Origin of the sequence: Pedobacter sp. CAN_A7, from assembly GCF_015752175.1 — a bacterium.
GTDB lineage: Bacteria > Bacteroidota > Bacteroidia > Sphingobacteriales > Sphingobacteriaceae > Pedobacter.
In genome coordinates this window covers 1,347,333-1,366,864 of record NZ_JADOUW010000001.1, presented here as the reverse complement: position 1 = coordinate 1,366,864, position 19,532 = coordinate 1,347,333, and the positions used below count along the sequence as shown (strand labels likewise).

The 19,532-nt window shown below is 40.6% G+C and carries 20 protein-coding genes; 10 read left to right on the top strand and 10 right to left on the bottom strand.

Annotated elements, in window-relative coordinates:
* Nucleotides 1-83: 83 nt before the first annotated feature.
* Nucleotides 84-710 (top strand): tetratricopeptide repeat protein, encoded by a 627-nt coding sequence (locus tag IWX76_RS06110; RefSeq protein ID WP_196858964.1) that lies wholly within the window; start codon nt 84-86, stop codon nt 708-710.
* Nucleotides 711-890: 180 nt separating this feature from the next.
* Here the strand turns inward: IWX76_RS06110 and IWX76_RS06105 are convergent, their stop codons facing one another.
* Both IWX76_RS06105 and gpmI read right to left on the bottom strand, forming a co-directional pair.
* Nucleotides 891-1,415: a hypothetical protein gene (locus tag IWX76_RS06105; protein ID WP_196858963.1), complete on the bottom strand. Its 525-nt coding sequence runs from the start codon at nt 1,413-1,415 to the stop codon at nt 891-893.
* Entirely contained in the window at nt 1,415-2,941 is a 1,527-nt protein-coding gene (gene gpmI, locus IWX76_RS06100; RefSeq protein WP_196858962.1) for a 2,3-bisphosphoglycerate-independent phosphoglycerate mutase, read from the bottom strand. Before gpmI ends, IWX76_RS06105 begins: the two co-directional genes overlap by 1 nt.
* A 102-nt stretch (nt 2,942-3,043) precedes the next feature.
* Here gpmI and IWX76_RS06095 point away from each other — a divergent pair, with 102 nt between their 5' ends.
* From IWX76_RS06095 to IWX76_RS06080, 4 genes are read left to right on the top strand one after another with little or no spacing between them, the layout of a single operon-like run.
* Nucleotides 3,044-3,439 carry a DUF4783 domain-containing protein gene (locus IWX76_RS06095; RefSeq protein ID WP_196858961.1) on the top strand — a complete coding sequence of 132 codons (396 nt, stop codon included), beginning with the start codon at nt 3,044-3,046 and terminating at the stop codon, nt 3,437-3,439.
* 46 nt (nt 3,440-3,485) lie between these two features.
* Nucleotides 3,486-4,328, top strand: a complete 843-nt coding sequence (nadC, locus tag IWX76_RS06090) for a carboxylating nicotinate-nucleotide diphosphorylase (protein ID WP_196858960.1) — start codon at nt 3,486-3,488, stop codon at nt 4,326-4,328.
* Nucleotide 4,329: 1 nt separating this feature from the next.
* Nucleotides 4,330-4,977: a glycerol-3-phosphate 1-O-acyltransferase PlsY gene (gene plsY, locus IWX76_RS06085; RefSeq protein WP_196858959.1), complete on the top strand. Its 648-nt coding sequence runs from the start codon at nt 4,330-4,332 to the stop codon at nt 4,975-4,977.
* A 10-nt stretch (nt 4,978-4,987) separates the two neighbouring features.
* Nucleotides 4,988-5,815, top strand: coding sequence for a M48 family metallopeptidase (locus tag IWX76_RS06080; RefSeq protein ID WP_196858958.1), 828 nt, complete (start codon nt 4,988-4,990; stop codon nt 5,813-5,815).
* Nucleotides 5,816-5,840: 25 nt separating this feature from the next.
* Here IWX76_RS06080 and IWX76_RS06075 read toward each other — a convergent pair whose 3' ends face one another.
* The 4 genes from IWX76_RS06075 to IWX76_RS06060 form a co-directional block, all read right to left on the bottom strand.
* Nucleotides 5,841-7,112 (bottom strand): anthranilate synthase component I family protein, encoded by a 1,272-nt coding sequence (locus tag IWX76_RS06075; RefSeq protein ID WP_196858957.1) that lies wholly within the window; start codon nt 7,110-7,112, stop codon nt 5,841-5,843.
* 59 nt (nt 7,113-7,171) lie between these two features.
* Complete coding sequence (locus IWX76_RS06070; RefSeq protein WP_196858956.1) at nt 7,172-8,449, bottom strand: adenylosuccinate synthase; 1,278 nt, start codon at nt 8,447-8,449, stop codon at nt 7,172-7,174.
* Nucleotides 8,450-8,483: 34 nt separating this feature from the next.
* The gene (locus tag IWX76_RS06065) at nt 8,484-8,972 is read right to left on the bottom strand and encodes a Fur family transcriptional regulator (RefSeq protein ID WP_196858955.1); all 489 of its coding nucleotides are present in this window, start codon (nt 8,970-8,972) and stop codon (nt 8,484-8,486) included.
* A 61-nt stretch (nt 8,973-9,033) separates the two neighbouring features.
* Nucleotides 9,034-11,244, bottom strand: coding sequence for a RelA/SpoT family protein (locus IWX76_RS06060; protein ID WP_196858954.1), 2,211 nt, complete (start codon nt 11,242-11,244; stop codon nt 9,034-9,036).
* A gap of 152 nt (nt 11,245-11,396) precedes the next feature.
* Here IWX76_RS06060 and IWX76_RS06055 point away from each other — a divergent pair, with 152 nt between their 5' ends.
* From IWX76_RS06055 to IWX76_RS06040, 4 genes are all read left to right on the top strand, one after another.
* Nucleotides 11,397-12,014 (top strand): DUF4294 domain-containing protein, encoded by a 618-nt coding sequence (locus tag IWX76_RS06055; RefSeq protein WP_196858953.1) that lies wholly within the window; start codon nt 11,397-11,399, stop codon nt 12,012-12,014.
* Complete coding sequence (locus tag IWX76_RS06050) at nt 12,014-12,511, top strand: glutathione peroxidase (RefSeq protein WP_196858952.1); 498 nt, start codon at nt 12,014-12,016, stop codon at nt 12,509-12,511. Before IWX76_RS06055 ends, IWX76_RS06050 begins: the two co-directional genes overlap by 1 nt.
* Nucleotides 12,512-12,523: 12 nt before the next feature.
* Nucleotides 12,524-13,240 carry a bacillithiol biosynthesis deacetylase BshB1 gene (gene bshB1, locus IWX76_RS06045; protein ID WP_196858951.1) on the top strand — a complete coding sequence of 239 codons (717 nt, stop codon included), beginning with the start codon at nt 12,524-12,526 and terminating at the stop codon, nt 13,238-13,240.
* 66 nt (nt 13,241-13,306) lie between these two features.
* Entirely contained in the window at nt 13,307-14,668 is a 1,362-nt protein-coding gene (locus IWX76_RS06040) for an acyl-CoA dehydrogenase family protein (protein WP_196858950.1), read from the top strand.
* Between the two features lie 4 nt (nt 14,669-14,672).
* On the opposite strand, the gene IWX76_RS06035 is transcribed toward IWX76_RS06040, so the two are convergent.
* The 4 genes from IWX76_RS06035 to IWX76_RS06020 all read right to left on the bottom strand — a co-directional run bounded on the left by IWX76_RS06035 (nt 14,673) and on the right by IWX76_RS06020 (nt 18,238).
* Nucleotides 14,673-15,068, bottom strand: coding sequence for a hypothetical protein (locus IWX76_RS06035; protein ID WP_196858949.1), 396 nt, complete (start codon nt 15,066-15,068; stop codon nt 14,673-14,675).
* Between the two features lie 21 nt (nt 15,069-15,089).
* Complete coding sequence (lat, locus tag IWX76_RS06030; protein ID WP_196858948.1) at nt 15,090-16,421, bottom strand: L-lysine 6-transaminase; 1,332 nt, start codon at nt 16,419-16,421, stop codon at nt 15,090-15,092.
* 178 nt (nt 16,422-16,599) lie between these two features.
* Nucleotides 16,600-17,103, bottom strand: coding sequence for a hypothetical protein (locus IWX76_RS06025; RefSeq protein ID WP_196858947.1), 504 nt, complete (start codon nt 17,101-17,103; stop codon nt 16,600-16,602).
* A gap of 253 nt (nt 17,104-17,356) precedes the next feature.
* Complete coding sequence (locus tag IWX76_RS06020; RefSeq protein ID WP_196858946.1) at nt 17,357-18,238, bottom strand: 1-aminocyclopropane-1-carboxylate deaminase/D-cysteine desulfhydrase; 882 nt, start codon at nt 18,236-18,238, stop codon at nt 17,357-17,359.
* A 252-nt stretch (nt 18,239-18,490) separates the two neighbouring features.
* On the opposite strand from IWX76_RS06020, the gene IWX76_RS06015 reads away from it, so the two are divergent.
* Nucleotides 18,491-19,522, top strand: a complete 1,032-nt coding sequence (locus IWX76_RS06015; RefSeq protein WP_196858945.1) for an RluA family pseudouridine synthase — start codon at nt 18,491-18,493, stop codon at nt 19,520-19,522.
* The last annotated feature ends 10 nt before the right edge of the window (nt 19,523-19,532 follow it).

Below are 19,532 nucleotides of genomic sequence, written 5' to 3'. Positions count from 1 at the left end.
TTTTAGATTTAATTCTTAAATGGTACAATAGTTGCCTAAAGTCTATCTTTATTTATAACTTTATTTTTTTAATAAAAATTTTGATGAACTATTCCAAACAAGTGATTTTGCTTTTATTCATGTTTACGACTGTTACAGCGGTTTTTGCTCAAAGTGGATATGACAAATTAGGGATGCAAGCCATGATGAAAGGCGATTTCAAGTCTGCAGTTAAGCAACTGGAAAAAGCAGGGGTAAAAAGTCCTAACAACACAAACGTTTTAAAGATGTTAGGTTATTCTTACTACCAATGTGGAGACTACGACAATGCAATTTCTACCTACACTAAACTTATTTCGTTAAAACCTACTGACTATTCGGCTTATTACTATCGTGGTAAAGCCAGACAAAACATTGCAAATGATCCTAAAGAATCTTTAAATCAAATGCGCGACAATTTTTATTTGTCGGCCATTAAAGATTTTTCTAAAGCTATAGAGCTAAATGGTGAAGAAGATGCGCAGTTGTTGCAAAACAGGGGTATTGCTTACAAAGACTATGCAATTTTTAAGTCTTATAAGATCAAAAAGAAAGCAGAGAAAACCGCTTGCGTGACGTTATTTAACAGTGCGCTGAGTGATTTTCAAAAGATTTTAGTGATCCAGCCTCAACGTAAAGACATCATTTCGTTGATGGAATACGTGAAAGCACAAGTAACCAGCCTAAAATAATTTATGGTGCAGGGTTTGCAGAAAGGTAATTTATAAAAAAAGGGACATGTAACATGTCCCTTTTTTTATAGTTTAAGCTGTCGTTATATCGTCTAGAAGCCCTTTTTTAAGGGAAAAGCGTCATGATCGCAATGATTGAAATTTAATAATAGGCTGCTTCATTAAGCAGCCTATTAAGATTTAAAACTTTCCGCTGATGCGGTATTGTTTAGGGTTTAGCAATTTGATGTGTTGCTGTTTACGGATCTCATATAAGCTATCTGGATAATAGCGCAAGGTGTCGGCCGATTGGTAGAGGTAGTTCTTTGTGTTAAGCAGGATGGTGATCCCGGTAACTACCTTATTTTTTCGCTCTACCTGGAGTGACTTCACATATACTTTGTCGTCATTACTGCGGTAGGTTTCCAACGTATCGCTTTTCGATACGGCAAATAATCCCTGCCAGGCAGACTTGTTAATGTCGGCATCTAAAAACACCGTAAGTTCATCTGTCCAGTTTTCTACTTTTACCTGTTTACGCTCGGCCTGTTTATTTACCACAACGGTTTTATCCACTGTGGGTTTCAACTGGTTTAACCGCGTCACCTCTTTTTCGATATAACCTTTTAAATCAAAATAAGCTTCTGACGCCTCCCCATTTGGGGAGGAAGGACCACATGCCGCTAAAAGCAGGAGTATAAAGCATAAAACGACATTTCTATGCATTATACTAAACAATTACCAGTCATAATTGCAGGCTTCTCAATGCCCATCAACTTCAGGATGGTAGGGGCAACGTCGCCTAATTTACCATCAGCCAGGTGTGTATATTCGGTGCCTACTAAAATACATGGAACCAGGTTTGTGGTGTGTGCAGTATTTACAGAGCCATCATGGTTTAACATGTATTCAGAATTACCATGATCGGCCAGAATAATAAAAGCATAACCATTTTCCAGACCTTTGGTCACTACCGCTTCCGCACAGCGATCGGCAGTTTCTACGGCTGTTACTACCGCATCAAAAACTCCAGTATGGCCAACCATATCGGGGTTAGCAAAATTCAGGCAAATGAAATCTGGCCAACCGGTCTCCAGTTCTTCAGAAATGGCCGAAGTAATACCATAGGCACTCATTTCTGGCTGCAGGTCGTAAGTAGCCACTTTGGGCGAAGGGATCATGATGCGTTTTTCGTTTTCAAAAACTAATTCCCTGCCACCTGAGAAGAAGAACGTTACATGTGGGTATTTCTCGGTCTCGGCAATCCTGATTTGCGTTTTATGGTGTTTGGCTAACACCTCACCTAAAGTTTCTGTGAGGTCATCTTTAGTAAACATCACCTGCACATTTTCGAAATTATCATCGTATGCGGTCATGGTGAGGTAATGCAATGGCAATTTATGCAGTCCGAACTCCGGATAATCTTTCTGACATAATGCCGAAGTGATTTCCCGGCCACGATCTGTGCGGTAATTGAAACAGATCACTACATCATCTTCCTGTATGCGCGCAATGGCAGAACCATCGGCTTTGGTTAATACCAGCGGGTTAATGAATTCGTCGGTAATGCCTTCATTATACGATTTCTGCAATGCTTCAATGGCATTATTTACAAACTCTCCATTGCTTTTTGTAAGCAGGTCGTAAGCTTTTTTAACCCTTTCCCAGCGTGAATCACGATCCATGGCATAGTAACGACCAATTAATGTAGCCAGTTGTGCAGAAGATTGTTTTGCCTGGAGGTGTTGTTGAAGGTCATTTACATAGCCTATACCACCATTAGGGTCGGTATCGCGTCCATCCATAAATGCGTGAACAAAAACATCTTTGAGGCCTTGCTCATCAGCAGCATCGCAAAGGGCCTTTAAGTGACTAATATGTGCATGGACACCTCCATCGGAAAGAAGACCAATGAAATGTACAGCTTTATTGTTTGATTTGGCATAGTGAAAAGCAGCTAACAACGAAGGGTTGCTAAATAAGGAACGATCAGAAATGGCTTTATTAATACGGCCTAATTCCTGGTAAACCACTCTGCCTGCACCCAGGTTCATGTGTCCAACTTCAGAGTTTCCCATTTGTCCGGCAGGTAAACCAACAGCTTCTCCTGAAGCTTCCAGTCTGGAATTGGGGTATTTTTGAAGTAAACTATCGAAAAAAGGCGTATTAGCTGCATAAGCTGCATCTGACGCATCCTGATTGCCATATCCCCATCCATCCAGAATAAGGAGCATTACTTTTTTATTTTCCATCAAACGTATTTTAAATTTTGTGTAGTAATAGACAAATATAAGTGTATTAATGATATGTTCGTGGCATACTTTATGTAGTTAACATTCAAAATATTGTTAGTCATGTTCAGATTTTTATTTCCGTTGCTTGTTATCATATCCCCTTTTATTCACTCAGGATTCACCCAGGGTGATTTTATTGCGGAGATGTCGATATTCTTTAAGTCTGGGAATACCAAAGAAATAGCCAGAAATTTTAGTTCTACTGTAGAGTTAAGCATCATAAACAACGGTGATGTGTATTCCAAAGCGCAGGCAGAACAAATTCTTAGGGATTTTTTTGTAAAACATACAGCCACAAATTCGACTATTGTTCACCAAATTAACACAAATCCGAACCTCAGGTTTGGAATATTGAATCTAGATACCCGCCAGGGTAGATTTAGGGTTTCGTTAACCTCTAAAAAAGTAAACAACGTGTTTTTAATTACCGAACTTAGAATTGATGCCGAGAAATAATTAAACATAGCGGTAAAAATGCTATTTTTGGTTTAAAATTGAAGATTTGGACAAGCAACTTATAGACCTATTTATAAAAAATGCAATAGCGGAAGACCTTGGCGACGGAGATCATACTTCTTTATCTACCATACCCTCAGGTGCTCAGGGCAAAGCAAAACTTCTTATTAAGGAACAGGGAATACTGGCCGGGGTAACACTGGCGCAGGAAATATTCGATCATATAGATCCTACATTACAGACAGAAATATTATTAAAAGACGGTACCGCTGTAAATTATGGCGATATTGCATTTACGGTTACCGGCAGCAGTCATTCGATTCTGTTAGCTGAACGACTGGTATTAAACTGCATGCAGCGCATGAGTGGAATAGCCAGCACTACCCAGCGAATTGTTAAATTATTGGAGCCTTATAAAACCAAGGTTCTTGATACCCGCAAAACTACTCCAGGCTTACGGTACCTGGAAAAATGGGCCGTACGAATAGGTGGGGGGGTAAACCACAGATTTGGCTTGTACGATATGATTATGATCAAAGATAATCATGTAGACTATGCCGGTGGCATTACTGCCGCAATAACGGCCGCTAATACTTATTTAAAGGAAACAGAGAGAGATTTGAAAATTGAGATTGAAGTAAGGAATTTAGATGAACTGCAACAGGTATTAGCCACCGGAAATGTTAACCGCATTATGCTGGATAACTTTAATTTCAACGATTTGACGACGGCAGTAAACCTAATTGACAAGCAATATGAAACAGAAGCTTCTGGCGGTATTATAGAAGAAAATATTACGCAATATGCGGCATGTGGCGTGGATTTTATTTCTATGGGTGCGTTAACACATTCCGTAAAAAGTTTAGATATGAGTTTAAAAGCTTATTAGAATGATGTCTATTTATTCTATATCGGCGGTGCTTTTAGCTTATCTGTTTGGTTCCATCCCAACAGCGGTTTGGCTTGGACAAGCATTTTATGGTGTCGATGTGCGTGAATACGGTAGTGGAAATGCAGGTGCCACGAATACCTTTAGGGTATTGGGTAAAAAAGCAGGTATTGCCGTGATGACCATCGATATCTTAAAAGGATATACAGCAACAAAACTTGCCTATTTTATAGGTCTTTCCATTACAGGTCCCCAAAATTCTTCGCAGTTTATTAACTACCAGCTCGCCTTGGGCTTAACCGCTGTGGTAGGGCACTTATTCCCCGTTTTTGCCGGTTTTAGAGGTGGTAAAGGGGTAGCTACACTTTTTGGAATGATTTTAGCAGTCAACTTCCCGGCAGCGCTACTTTGTGTTCTTGTTTTTTTAGTGGTATTGCTAATTACGAAATATGTTTCGTTAAGCTCTATTTGTTCAGGCTTCGCTTTTCCTCTGGGGATTGTGTTCCTGTTTCAATCTACCATTAGGTCGGAGGTTTTATACAGCATGTGTGTTTGCGTGCTCGTATTGGTTACACACCAAAAGAATCTCGAACGGCTATTGAAAGGCAAGGAATCCAAGGTTTACCTGTTTAAAAGAAAAAAAGATTAATAAACTATCCATGAAAAAAATTCAACTGTTAGGTGTCGCCGTAGCTATGGTTACCCTGCATTCATGTTCTACCGTTCCTTTAACGGGGCGTAGACAATTAAGTATTGTTAGCGAAAGCGAAATGCAGACTGCTGCAGCTTCAAGTTATACCGCACTGCTTAAAGATCCTTCCACAAAAGTGATTAATAATGCAGAGGCAACGAGAGTAAAACAAGTTGGCCAGAAAATAGCAGCTGCTGTAACCAAATACATGAATGCAAATGGATACGGTAGCGATATCCAGGGTTTCAAGTGGGAGTTCAATTTAATTGAAAGTAAAGACATTAATGCCTGGTGTATGCCAGGAGGTAAAGTTGCTATCTATACGGGCATTTTACCAATAACGAAGGATGATGCTGGGTTAGCAACAGTGATGGGGCATGAAATTGCACATGCGGTTGCAAAGCACTCTTCTGAACGTGCATCCAGAGCGATGGCTGCACAGGGTGTAGGTGGTTTAATTGGCGCAGCCACTTCAGGACAATCTGCTGGTACACAACAAATGATTAATACCGCATATGGTTTAGGTGCACAAGCTGGTGCAATTTTACCTAATTCCAGAACGCAGGAATTAGAAGCCGATCACCTTGGGTTAATCTTCATGTCGATGGCTGGTTATGATCCTTCAAGCGCAGTAGGATTTTGGCAACGTATGGCTGCAGCAAGTTCAGGTAGTCAGAAACCACCAGAGTTTTTAAGTACTCACCCTGCTGATGCCACCAGGATTGCACAGATTCAAAAAGACCTTCCTGAAGCACAGAAATACTTCAAATCTACCACTGGAAAGCCGGTAAAATAATTCTGCTTTTTATTTGACTATATATTTAAAAGGGTTGCTTCGGCAGCCCTTTTAGCGTTTGTAGCAATGCCGATGCCTTGAGCTGGCATTCTTCGTACTCACTTTCTGCATTAGCGCCATAAGTGATGGCACCACCTACCTGAAAAGAAAGGTGGCCGTAGCTGGCCTGGTATAAAAGTGTTCTGATCAGTACATTAAAATCAAAGTCGCCCGTTGGGGTAATGTAACCCACAGATCCAGAATAGGCCCCTCTTTTGCGGTTTTCATAGTCCTCAATTAACTGCATGGCCCTTATTTTCGGTGCACCGGTCATTGAACCCATAGGGAAGGTGTTCTTTAAGGCATCTAAAAAGTGGAGGTCAGGGTGTAATTCACTTTGCACTGTAGAAATCATCTGGTGCACTTGTGGAAAACTGTAGATGCCAAATAGCTCTGTTACTTTCACACTACCTGGTTTAGAACTTTTAGTCAGGTCGTTGCGCACCAGGTCTACAATCATCACATTTTCTGTTTGTTCCTTAAGGTTTTCTTTAAGCTGCTTGCGCAGCTGTTCATCGAGCACAGGGTCAGCACTTCGACTGGTGGTTCCTTTAATGGGTTGAGAAATAAGTTGCTGTCCACGCTTGCGAAGAAAGCGTTCCGGACTGGCCGATAATATGTAATGGTCTTTGATTTTGAAATAACTCGAGAATGGAGCAGGGGAGATGTGGTTTAGTCGCCGGTAAGTACTTAGTGGATCAATTTTAACCGACGCGGCATGGTATTCCTGGCAAAATGTTACCTCGTAACAATCACCTTTTTGTATATGCTGCTGTAGTTTTTTCACCTGTCCCATGTAGGTTTCCTTGCTCATGCTTGCCTTCATTTCGATGTCTGGCTGCAGGCTCTCTGCTTTCAATACTATAGACGCTAGATCATGTAGTATAGTGTGGTCGCCAATTAACACCTCTATTATATCATTTTTAAAGGCGATCAGGTATTGGGGGCGGAAAAAATAGAGATCGGGAAAGTTTAATTCATCGGGGTTGTTGGATTGAAGGTCTTCTGTTTCGTTCTTTAGGTCGTAGCTTAATAAACCAAACATCCAGTCAGGTGCTACATCATAAAAGTCTTTGAGCGCGTTGAAGGCTTGTCCGCAGGAAGCCTGAACTTCGCTTTTCACACCTGCAGCGATCAGGAGATCGTAAGCCTGGAAGCCATTATTTTGGTATTGGTTATTATCTAAAACACAACATACCTCAAAGCCGTCTGCCCACTGCAGTGCTTTAGCCTTGATTATAGGATCGGTTATGTTCATGGAAACAAAAAAAGGCGGTGTTTAGCCGCCTTATATGATATGTTAAACAATAAGTTTGCTTAATTAAGTTCTAATGTCTGGGTACGATCAGGACCTACAGAAAGGTATTTCACTGGAACGTCCAATTCTTTCTCCAGGAATGCGATGTAAGCACTTAAGTTCGCAGGAATTTCTTCCACTTCCGTCACTTTGGTTACATCTGTTTTCCAGCCATCAATTGCTTTTAAAACCGGTGTTGGTTTTACAGAGATGATGTCATAAGGCATATAGTCAATGGTTTCACCATTATATTCATAATGCGTACAGGCATAAATAGTGTCGAAACTATCTAAAACGTCTGCTTTCATCATGATTAACTCGGTAACACCGTTAAGCATAATTGCATACTTAAGGGCAGGCAAGTCAATCCATCCGCAACGACGTGCTCTTCCTGTAGTGGCACCAAATTCATGGCCTATCTGGCGAAGGTTTTCTCCAACTTCATCATCAAGTTCTGTTGGGAAAGGCCCACCACCCACACGGGTGCAATACGCTTTAAAAATACCATAAACATGGCCAATTCTATTTGGAGCTACACCTAAACCTGTACAAGCGCCAGCAGTGGTGGTGTTGGAAGAGGTAACAAAAGGGTAGGAACCGAAGTCAATATCTAATAAGGTACCTTGAGCACCTTCTGCTAATACTTTTTTTCCTTCTTTTAAATAACCATTTACAAAGTGCTCGCTATCTACATGAGGGATTGATTTAATAAACTCAATCGCTTCGAAAAAAGCAGCTTCTTTTTCTGTCAGGTCAAACTCAAAGTTGAAATGAGAAAGCATTTCTTTATGTTTCTCCACAAGTTTGTTGTAACGTTCTTTAAAATCTGGCAAGGTGGTATCGCCAACACGCAGACCATTACGACCGGTTTTATCCATATAAGTCGGGCCTATACCTTTTAAGGTAGAACCGATTTTATCTTTACCCATTTTCAGCTCATTAGCAGCATCCAATAATTGGTGGGTAGGTAGAATCAAGTGCGCTTTGCGGGCAAGTACTAATTTTCCTTTAGCTACTGGATCATGACCTGCAGCTTTCAAATTGTCAAGCTCTCTTTTTAGGATGATTGGATCAATCACTACCCCATTTCCGATCAGATTCATGGTTTTTTCGTTGAAAATACCGGAAGGAATAGTATTTAAAACAAACTTTTTGCCATCAAATTCTAAAGTATGGCCGGCATTAGGTCCACCCTGGAAACGAGCGATCAAATCATATTGCGGACTTAGAACGTCAACAATTTTACCTTTGCCCTCGTCGCCCCATTGTAGGCCAAGAAGCACATCTACTTGCGTCATTATGTTATATTAAGAAAGATTATAATTGAATATTTTAACTTGCATGTTGTATTTCTGCATTTTGAATGGCCGTAGACTTCGCTTTGCAATCAAAGCAAACGCCATAAAGATTTAAGGAATGGTGTTTAATGTCGAATTTAAGCAATTCGCCCACCATACTTTGTATTTGGTGAATCCGTGGGTCACAGAACTCTACCACCTTACCGCAATCAATACAAATAATGTGGTCATGCTGGTGATAGCCATATGATTTCTCAAATTGTGCCATGTTTTTCCCAAACTGGTGTTTAGTGACCAGGTCACAGGATACCAGTAATTCAAGGGTATTATAAACCGTAGCCCTGCTTACGCGGTACTTCTGGTTTTTCATATGGATATAGAGGGTCTCTACATCAAAATGATCATCTCTTGAGTAGATTTCTTCCAGTATTGCAAAACGTTCGGGTGTTTTCCTAAGGGATTTGTTTTCCAGATAGGCCTCAAATATTTTTCTAACTAGTTCGCTGTTGTGATTTGTAGACATAGTTTTCAAACTCCTTTCAAAGGTACCATTTTTAAATTAACCTCGTGACAAAATGTAACATTTAGGCGTCAAATCGTGTCACTCCGGTTACACCACGTACTTCTAACAGGTTTTCAATCAGCTTATCCAAATGATCTTTATCATTCACATAGATCATTATCGATCCATCAAAAATCCCATTATCTGTATCTACAGTAATAGAACGCATGTTTACCTTAAAGTCATTAGATATAACTTTGGTAATGTTGTTGATTAAGCCCACATCGTCTATACCGATGATATGAAGGCCGGTTAAAAAAGTAACTTCTTTTTGACTGTTCCATTTTGCTTTAACAATGCGGTAACCGTAGTTAGCCATCAACTGTGCAGCATTCGGACAATTGGTGCGGTGAATTTTTATACCCTCACTCACGGTTACAAAGCCAAAAACATCATCACCAGGGATAGGGTTACAGCAAGCTGCCAAGGTATAGTCAATTTTCTGCAGGTCTTCACCGATAAGTAGCGTGTCTGATTCAGGACCTTTAACACGGCTTAACAGGTGGTCTATTTGCTGCTGTTCGCTTTTTTCGGTGCTGCTGCGGTTTTCGATTTCTTTTTCAGCAGCCAGGTAATCCTTCAGGTCTTTTAATTCAATCTTGCCATTAGCAATCCCAATAAAAAGTTCCTGTGTAGAAGGCAACTTAAAGAAATAGCTTAATTTATTAAGGTTATCAGTATTATAGGTGATTTTAAGCGACTTTAACTTACGCTCTAAGATCTCTTTTCCGTTCTCTGCAATTTTTCGTTTTTCTTCTTTTAACGACGACTTAATTTTAGATTTCGCTTTGGCCGTTACTACAATGTTTAACCAATCTTCTTTAGGCACCTGTTTACCTGAAGTGATGATTTCCACCTGGTCGCCATTTTGTAGCTTATGCGATAATGGCACTAGCTTATGGTTTACCTTAGCGCCGATGCAACGGGCACCAACATCAGTATGGATTTCGAAAGCAAAATCTAGTGCCGTGGCTCCCATTGGTAATTGTAATAATGCGCCCTTAGGGGTAAAGATGAAGATCTCGTCAGAAAAAAGGTTCATCTTAAAATCGTCCAGAAAGTCTAATGCATTGGCTTCAGGATTGTTAAGCATCTCACGCACTTTCATAATCCATTGATCTAGACCATTGTCATTGCTGGATTCCTTATATTTCCAATGTGCCGCAAAACCTTTCTCTGCAATTTCATTCATGCGTTGCGTACGAATCTGCACTTCTACCCATTGGCCTTTAGGGCCCATTACTGTTGTGTGTAACGACTCATACCCATTCCCTTTTGGCGAGGAAACCCAGTCGCGCAAACGGTCGGGGTTAGGCCGGTATAAATCGGTCACTATAGAATAAGCCTTCCAGCAATCTGCTTTTTCTTGTTCCGGGGGGCTATCCAATATAATCCTGATGGCAAAAAGATCATAAACCTCTTCAAAGGGAATATTTTTTTTCTTCATCTTGTTCCAAATGGAATGGATAGATTTTGGGCGTCCAAACAGCTGTGCAGTAAGACCCTGTTCTGCTAATATTTCATTTATCGGTTCTACAAACTGTTTTATAAAGAGGTTACGTTCTGTTTTTTTCTCGTTAAGCTGGGTAGCGATGTATTTATAAGTATCTGGTTCCAGGTATTTCATGGAAAGGTCTTCCAATTCAGACTTAATGACATACAAACCAAGGCGGTGAGCAAGAGGTGCATACAAGTAAATGGTTTCAGAAGCTATTTTAAGCTGCTTGTGTCTGGGCATGAAGTCCATAGTCCGCATGTTATGCAGTCGGTCGGCTAACTTAATCAGGATCACCCTTACATCATCGGCCAGGGTAAGCAACATTTTTCTGAAATTCTCTGCTTGTAAAGAGCTGTTGTAGTCGAATACACCTGAAATTTTAGTTAAACCATCTATAATTTTGGCGGTTTTCTTTCCAAATTCACGCTCAATATCTTCCAGGGTTAGGTCTGTATCTTCCACCACATCATGCAGTAAGGCACATACTATAGAAGTGGTACCCAGGCCAATCTCTTCGGCAGCAATTTGCGCCACAGCAATAGGGTGATAAATATAAGGTTCACCAGATTTACGCCTCATGTTTTTATGACTTTCTAAAGCCATGTCAAAAGCCTTTCTGATTTCCTTTTTATCTCCCTTTTGCATAGTTGGCTTGCATGCCCGCAAGAGCGCCCTATAACGCTTTAATATTTCCTGCTTCTCTGCTTCCAGATCAATGACCAATGTGTTCTTCATTTGTATTATTTTCGTAATATTATAACATGCTTTGCGTTAAAGCGCTATATTGAATTTTGTAGTGTTTTTATCTGATACTCTGATTACAAAATTAGAAGTTCGGATGGATCCGAATATATAAAAATGCTTTAACTTTGAGGCAGTATAAAAATATGAAATTTTATAGGTTACTTATTCTGCTTATTGTCATTATTGCGGGAGTTCATGTTGTTGCTCAGGAGAAGCCCTATAAATTGCCGGAGATGGGAAAGAATGACACGATACGTGTAGCTTCGACAAATATAGACGGGGAGCTAATTCCCTGGATTCCTTTGAATGAAGTAGTCATTTATGGGGCGCGCATCTTCAAATCCCCGCAAGAAAGGGCTGCTTTTAACCGTTTGCGCTATAATGTGCTTAAGGTAATGCCTTATGCGCTGTATGCTAAGCGGCGCTATGAACAATTGGAGCGGGATCTGGCCATTACTGAAAATAAAAGAGAACAGAAAAAACTGGTTAAACAATGCGATGCAGAGATTAAGCAGATGTTTAATAAAGAAATTAAGGAACTTACCATTACACAGGGTAGAATTTTAACCAAACTGGTAGACAGGGAGCTTGGAAGGACAACCTTTGACATTGTAAAGCAAAACAAAGGTGGCGTAAAGGCGTTTTTGTATCAATCTGTAGCTAGGGTTGTAGGCCATGACTTAAAAAGTACTTATAATCCCCGTGAAGAGCGGGATATAGAGTCTATTATTATTTCATCCGGGTATTACCAATATAACTAATGACAAAAAACCCTAAAAGTATCCATCAGTTTAAGGTGAAATTCCTTGACGGGTCTGAAAAGAACCTGTTCGAATACCAAAATAAAGTATTGCTCATCGTTAATATTGCCTCAGGTTGTGGTTTCGCACCGCAATTAAACGAGCTTCAGGTTCTTCGCGAAGAATTTAAGGAGCAGGGTTTTGAGGTTCTTGCTTTTCCGTCTAACGATTTCGGCCGCCAAGAACCGCTTGATGGCGCACAGATCAGTGAATTTTGCCAATTAAACTTCGGTGTCCAGTTTCCTGTTTCTGAAAAGATAATGGTCCGTGGTGATCTTGCGCATCCTCTTTACAAGTTCCTGGGTGATATTAAACTGAATGGGAACTTAAAGTCTACACCCAGGTGGAATTTCCATAAATATTTGATCAATAGAAGGGGAGAAGTTGTTGACTATTTCTTTCCCTTTACCAAGCCTTTATCTTCTAAAGTAAAAAAGAGTATACAGCGCTTATTATAACTACACCAATTCATGAAATTAGATTTACTTGTGTTTGCTGTACATCCTGATGATGCAGAATTAGGCTGTTCCGGCACTATATTAAAACATATTGCTGCCGGCAAAAAAGTCGGTATTGTCGATTTGACCAGGGGCGAACTGGGGACCAGAGGTACCGCAGAAACCAGAGATGAAGAAGCGATGGCATCGGCCAGAATACTAGGCTTACATGCCCGTGAAAACCTCCGCTTTAAAGATGGCTTTTTCAAGAATGATGAGGCACACCAAATGGAGGTGATTAAGATGATCCGTAAATACCAGCCGGAAATTGTATTAAGCAATGCTTTACATGACCGGCATCCCGACCATGGCCGGGCCGGTGATTTAATAAATGATGCCTGTTTTTTAGCTGGGTTGCCCAAAATAGTTACCCAATTAGCAGGTGTGGAACAAGTGGCTAGTCGCCCGAGATTAATATTTCAATACATTCAGGATCGTTACCTCAAACCAGATATCATCATCGACATCACCGACCATATGGATGCCAAACTGGAATCTATTAAAGCTTTTAGAACACAGTTCTACAACCCGGAAGTGAACGAACAGGAGACCTATATATCTTCTCCCGATTTTTTTGAAAGTGTCATTGGCAGAGCTAGGGAGTTTGGTAAATCGATAGGTGCTACTTATGGCGAAGGCTTTACTTCTCGCAAGTTACTTGGGGTAGACGATCTATTTCAGCTTCGTTAACCCGGTATTTGCGTTAAATACCTAACAAAAGGGGCATGTTTGCTGTTCTATAATAAATAGCAAGCCATGTCAAATTTGTTTTCCAATATCAAAAATGCCATTACACTCTTCAGGAGCATAGATTTCGAACAACTTGGTGCCCTTTCCAGGAAAATAGATTTACCTAAGGTAGTCGAATCTTTTGCTCATCTTGATGACACGCAGATTCAGGGTTTAATGAAGATGATTGATCATAAGCCTAAAAAGCGTGAACTACCGCCTGTTGAAGGCGATTTCTATCACCTAGGCGATGAAGCACTAAAAGATGAAGACCGCGCCTTACAATTAAAGGTGCGTGCTTTTTTAGAAAAGGAAGTTAAACCGATCGTTAACCAATACTGGCTCAAAGCAGAATTCCCGTTTGAGCTGATTCCCAGAATTGCAGAACTTAATATTTGCGGCCTCACCTATAATGGTTATGGCTGCCCTAATCGCTCCAATTTAATGGAGGGCATGCTCGCCATGGAAATGGCGAGGGTAGATACTTCTATTTCTACTTTTTTTGGCGTGCAAAGTGGTCTGGCCATGGGTTCCATCTATTTATTAGGTTCAGAAGCTCAAAAACAAGAATGGCTACCTTCCATGCAACAGTTTAAGACCATTGGTGCCTTCGGCCTGACCGAGCCGGAAGTGGGTTCTGCAGCTGCAGGGGGATTAACAACTACCGCAAAAAGAGTAGGAAGCAAGTGGATCCTAAACGGACAGAAAAAGTGGATTGGGAATGCCACCTTCTCAGATGTCACCATTATTTGGGCCCGGGATCTTGATGATAACCAGGTAAAAGGTTTTCTGGTACGTAAGGGTAATAAAGGCATCAGTGTAGAAAAAATGATGGATAAAATGGCGCTTCGGATTGTTCAGAACGGACTGATCACGCTAACCAACTGTGAAGTGGATGAGGAAGATCGCCTGCAAGGGGCTAATTCCTTTAAAGATACCGCCAAGGTATTACAAATGACACGCGCAGGTGTGGCCTGGCAAGCAGTGGGTTGTGCACGTGGCGCATACGAAAGCGCACTCGCCTATACGCAAACCCGTAAACAATTTGGTAGACCAATCGCCTCTTTCCAGCTGATCCAAAATCACCTGGTAGAGATGTTATCAAACTTAACCGCCATGCAAACCTTGTGTTTCCGCTTATCTCAATTGCAAGACCAGGGCATGTTAACCGATGAGCATGCCTCTTTAGCTAAGGTGTTTTGTTCCATGAAAACCAGGGATGTGGTGAGTAGGGCCCGGGAAGTGATGGGTGGAAATGGTATATTACTGGAATACGATGTGGCCCGTTTCGTGGCTGATGCTGAGGCCATTTATTCCTACGAGGGTACCAAAGAAATAAACTCCTTAATTGTAGGCAGAGCCATTACTGGATTCTCTGCCTTCGTTTAAGGTTTTACAAAGGGTTGTTAACTAGGCTGGTGTTGCCCATTGCACTTTTTTCATAGAGGGCAATGCAGGCCTGGTTAAACGATGGATCAAAATTTACATCACCAGGCATCGCTTTATTCGGCACAGGGCCGCCCTGCTTAAAGTAATATACTTTAGTGCTGCCACCTTTATGGTGAGGCATGAAGTTTCCATATTTTTCCATTTCTGCTGTTGCCTCATCTTTTACAGTTACAATAAATACATATTGTACTGGCCCAGTATTATTTTCATTCCGGTAGCGGGTAACTTCTTTAAATTCTCCCTTTAAATCATCTATTCCTGGCTGAAAAAATGTTCCTTTTAACATCCAGCCCACTAAAAATAACACTCCTATACCCAGGATAACATTTGTTCTACTCATTTAATTGATTTTATCTCTCCTTTACAACGTTGGTAAAATCTCCTCCATAATGGCGAGACCTTCGTCAATATGCTTTTTTTCGATGCATAATGCCGGACGGAAGCGGATGGTTTGATTGCCGCAGCCTAAAAACATCACGTGTTTTTCCATGCCTTTTTGTAAGAGTGCATCCCTCATTTTCTTTTCCGGGAAGTCAAAAGCACACAACAAACCTTTGCCACGAACATTTTTGATGCTATCATATTTCTGTGCCAGCGCTTCCAGTTTTGTTTTTAGGTATGCTCCAACATTTGCAGCATTTTCACAAAGTTTGTCTTCTTCTATAATCTGTAAAATCTGTGTGGCGCGCACCATGTCTACCAGGTTGCCACCCCAGGTAGAATTGATTCTGGAAGGAACACGGAAAACATTGTTCTCTACCTGATCCACCTTATCACCTACCAAGATTCCACATACCTGCATTTTCTTGCCAAAAGCCACAATATCCGGTCGTGCTTTTTCACTAAAATGTTCGTGACACCAGAATTTACCTGTTAAACCTACACCTGTCTGCACTTCGTCGTAAATTAAAAAAGCTTCATTTTCGTCGGCAAGGGTTTTCAGCTGGATCAGGAATTCTTCCCTTAAATGATTATCACCACCCTCTGATTGTATGGGCTCCACAATAATGGCACAGATGTCGTCCTTATGGATGGCAAAAGCGGCTTTAATCTGCTCAATCGATTGGGCCTCGGTGTTTTCGGCCAGACTTAAATTATCGCCTTCCAAAGGAAACCTCACCGTTGGTACGGTTACACGGGGCCAGTCGAATTTGGCAAACCATTTTGTTTTATCAGGAAGGGTATTGGTTAAACTTAACGTGTAACCGGTACGACCATGAAATGCCCTTTCAAAGTGTAATACTTTAAAACCCTTCTCTTCTGTATATCCTTTCGCAAAGTTCTTTTGAACCTTCCAGTCCATGGCCACCTTAATCGCGTTTTCCACAGCTAATCCTCCACCGGCAATAAAAAATGCATGGGGTAAGTAGGAAGGAATACCGACTTTAGAAAAAGTATCTACAAACTGAGCGTACTGCTGGGTGTAAACATCGGAGTTCGAGGGGTTAGCCATGGCAGCCGCCAACAAGTTGTGCTTAAAAGCCTCATCATTGATCATTTTAGGGTGGTTATAGCCTAATGGAACCGATGCAAAACAAGTAAAAAAATCAAGCAACCTGCGATCATTTTTTGAATCGTAGATATATGCGCCCTGACTTTTGTCTATATCATAGGTAAGGTCATAGCCGTCTGCTAAAATGTGCTTGCTGAGTACCTTATTAACTTCTCCTGGTGGTATGTTTAGTTTATACATAGGTCTGTTTGGTTATAACCAAATGTACTAAAAACAGCTAAAGAATCAAACGCAATAGGGGTTTGCAGGTGTTTGGAGTGTCATTTTACTAAAAATCATCGTTTAAAATTGATAGGGGTATTTATCTGAGAATTTTAATTTGTACTAAGGTTAATTAATATGCCATCATGCAACGATATTAGCCTTGACTAACCCAATATTCCACTACCTGTTGTTTGCTGTTTAATTGGATAACCAAGAAATTAGGATCCATAGTAGACCAGCCCACCGGGTACCTCATGATCAAAACAGGTTTTCCATATAATTTATAAAACTTATTGATTGCAACCATCGCCTTATCTGCATTTTCTGGCTTAAAGTTTTCATCGTTTGCATAGGAAATGGAGTCTGGTAAAACAGTGTTTTTAGGCAGTCTCCGAACTGTACCTTCCCAGTAGGGTCTCCCTAATAAGTTTAACAATGACTTTTTTGGCATTCCAGGTTTTAAGTGGTTTTTGATTACATCCTGCACCATCTTTGCTCTATGATTATATTTATTTGCTACGTCAGGATTGTCAATCCATACCTCACGATCGAACGAAGTTGAAGTACTGCAGCCAGCTAAAAAACAGAGGAGAAGGAAAGTAATGAATTTCGAAAAATATAGATGTCTGGTAAAACTTAAATTAATTTGTCTGGCCATAGTATCGTTTATTAACCGGTATCCTTTAGGTAACAGGTACAAATTAGATCAATTTTTCGATAGCGAATGTTATTATATTATTATTATACAATACAACACTTATAGAAGTTGACAAGGCAACGAGAAATCAAAGCAATAGCAAATTAACAGCTGACAAAGCCGCAATACGATGTAAAGTTATGCCTTTGCTATTCTTAGCCCTTTAGGCAAAAAACCGTTGGGACTCGAACAATGGTGATCATTAAGGAGGTTCCTACAGAATCTCGGCTAATTTTTCCTTTTTCCCGAAAATACCGAGAAGCCCCCCAGTATGCAGGGCAACAATTTTTTCCTCTTTTTTAAAGTAATTTTTTCCAGCCAGGTCGTAAATAGCATAGAACATTTTTGCGGTATACACTGGATCAATCAGCATGCCCTCTCTGGCAATAAAAGCCTTCATGAAGGTGAGTAACTCCGGTTGTGTCTTTGCGTAACCGCCAAAATGGTAGTCGGTATGTAAGTGTAATTGCTCTACATCTTGTGTGTAGTGATAAATTTCATTGGCAATAAAGTCGCCACCCCGTAATACAGGAACAACATGCAGCTGCGTCTTTAATTTCCTTTGTTGTATCCCTTTAAGTAATCCCGCGGCAGTTGTACCAGTGCCGGCAGCACAAAACAGGTGATCCACATCTGCTGGTAACTCATCCAGTATCTCGGCGCAACCTTTCACTGCTTCTGCAGAAGCCCCACCTTCATCAATAAAAAATGCATCCGGATCATCCTTGAAAAAAGACTGGAAAAGTGCTGGTTTGTTTTTGTATTCTTCGCGGTTGGTGAAAATAAGTTTCATGCCATAAAGCTTGCAAAGCAATAACATCTCGTTATCAACAGGTTCTCCACGCACAAAAGCCGTTGCACGAAATCCTGATCGTGCCGCTGCCGCTGCGGTAGCTACAAGGTGATTGGAATAAGCACCTCCAAAGGTAACCAAGTGTAATTTGTTTAGGCGAACCGCCTTCTGAATCAGGTATTTTAGCTTGCGCCACTTATTTCCTGATATATAGGGGTCAATCAGGTCGTCTCGTTTAACCCATAGACGTAGGGGATCAGTATGACTTAATTGTTGAAGGGGACTATTCAAATTTGCGAACATTGATGCAAATATAGAATGGAAATTCGCTAATTAAGCTTTAAAGTAGATCTTCCTGATTAAATAAGGGAAGAAATTTAGAATAATGACAACGTTTTGTTTAAAGTTTTTCATCAGTATTTATTGTTTTCATGAGTGATGAAGCGCTCGCAAGTTAAACGATCGATTCATATTATTTCACGCGTATTTCGTAGTCAACAAATAGTAAGCCAATTTCTTTTTAAATATGTAATTGTTAAAGATTAGTTTTGTAGCATGGAAAATACCAATGCAGGACAGGAATTAGAGGAGCAGGATTTATATGAACATTTTAATATTGTTGTCGATAAAGGTCAATCTTTATTAAGGATTGACAAGTTTTTGATGCACCGTTTAGAGAATGCATCACGCAACCGGATACAAAATGCGATAGACGCTGGTAACGTATTAGTGAACCAGAAAGTAATAAAATCTAGCTATAAGGTTAAACCTGCAGATGAGATTTCCATTGTTTTCCCACACCCTCCACGTGACACCGAAGTTTACCCGGAGGACCTTCCGATTGATATTATTTATGAAGATAAAGACCTTTTGATCGTGAACAAGGTTGCCGGAATGGTGGTACACCCAGGTTTTAATAACTACACAGGGACACTGGTTAACGCCCTGGCTTTCCACTTTGAGCAATTACCCGAACTTCCAGGTAATGAAGGTCGCCCAGGTCTGGTACACCGTATCGATAAAGATACTTCTGGTTTGTTGCTAATTAGTAAAAACGAAATCACCATGACCAAACTGGCCAAACAGTTTTTTGACCATAGCATTACCCGTAAATACCTGGCTTTGGTATGGGGCGATGTGGAAAAGGATGGCACCGTAAGTGGTTATATTGGCCGCAGTGCCAAGAACCGCATCATCATGGATGTTTATGACGAAGAAGAAAAAGGTAAGTGGTCTGTAACACATTATACTGTGTTAGAACGTTTAGGTTATGTAACCTTAATTAGCTGCCAGCTGGAAACCGGCCGGACACATCAAATCAGAGCACATATGCAGCACATCGGACATCCATTATTTAGTGACGCCAATTACGGTGGTGATAAAATTTTAAAAGGAACTACCTTCACTAAATACAAACAATTTGTTCAAAACTGCTTCGATTTGATCCCCCGCCAGGCGCTGCATGCACAAACCTTAGGTTTTATACATCCAACTACACAAACGTACATGGAGTTTGAAGCGCCATTACCAAGTGATTTTGAAGCTGTGTTACACAAATGGAGAAATTACTTAGTACAGCCGCAATAACCCGACAGCC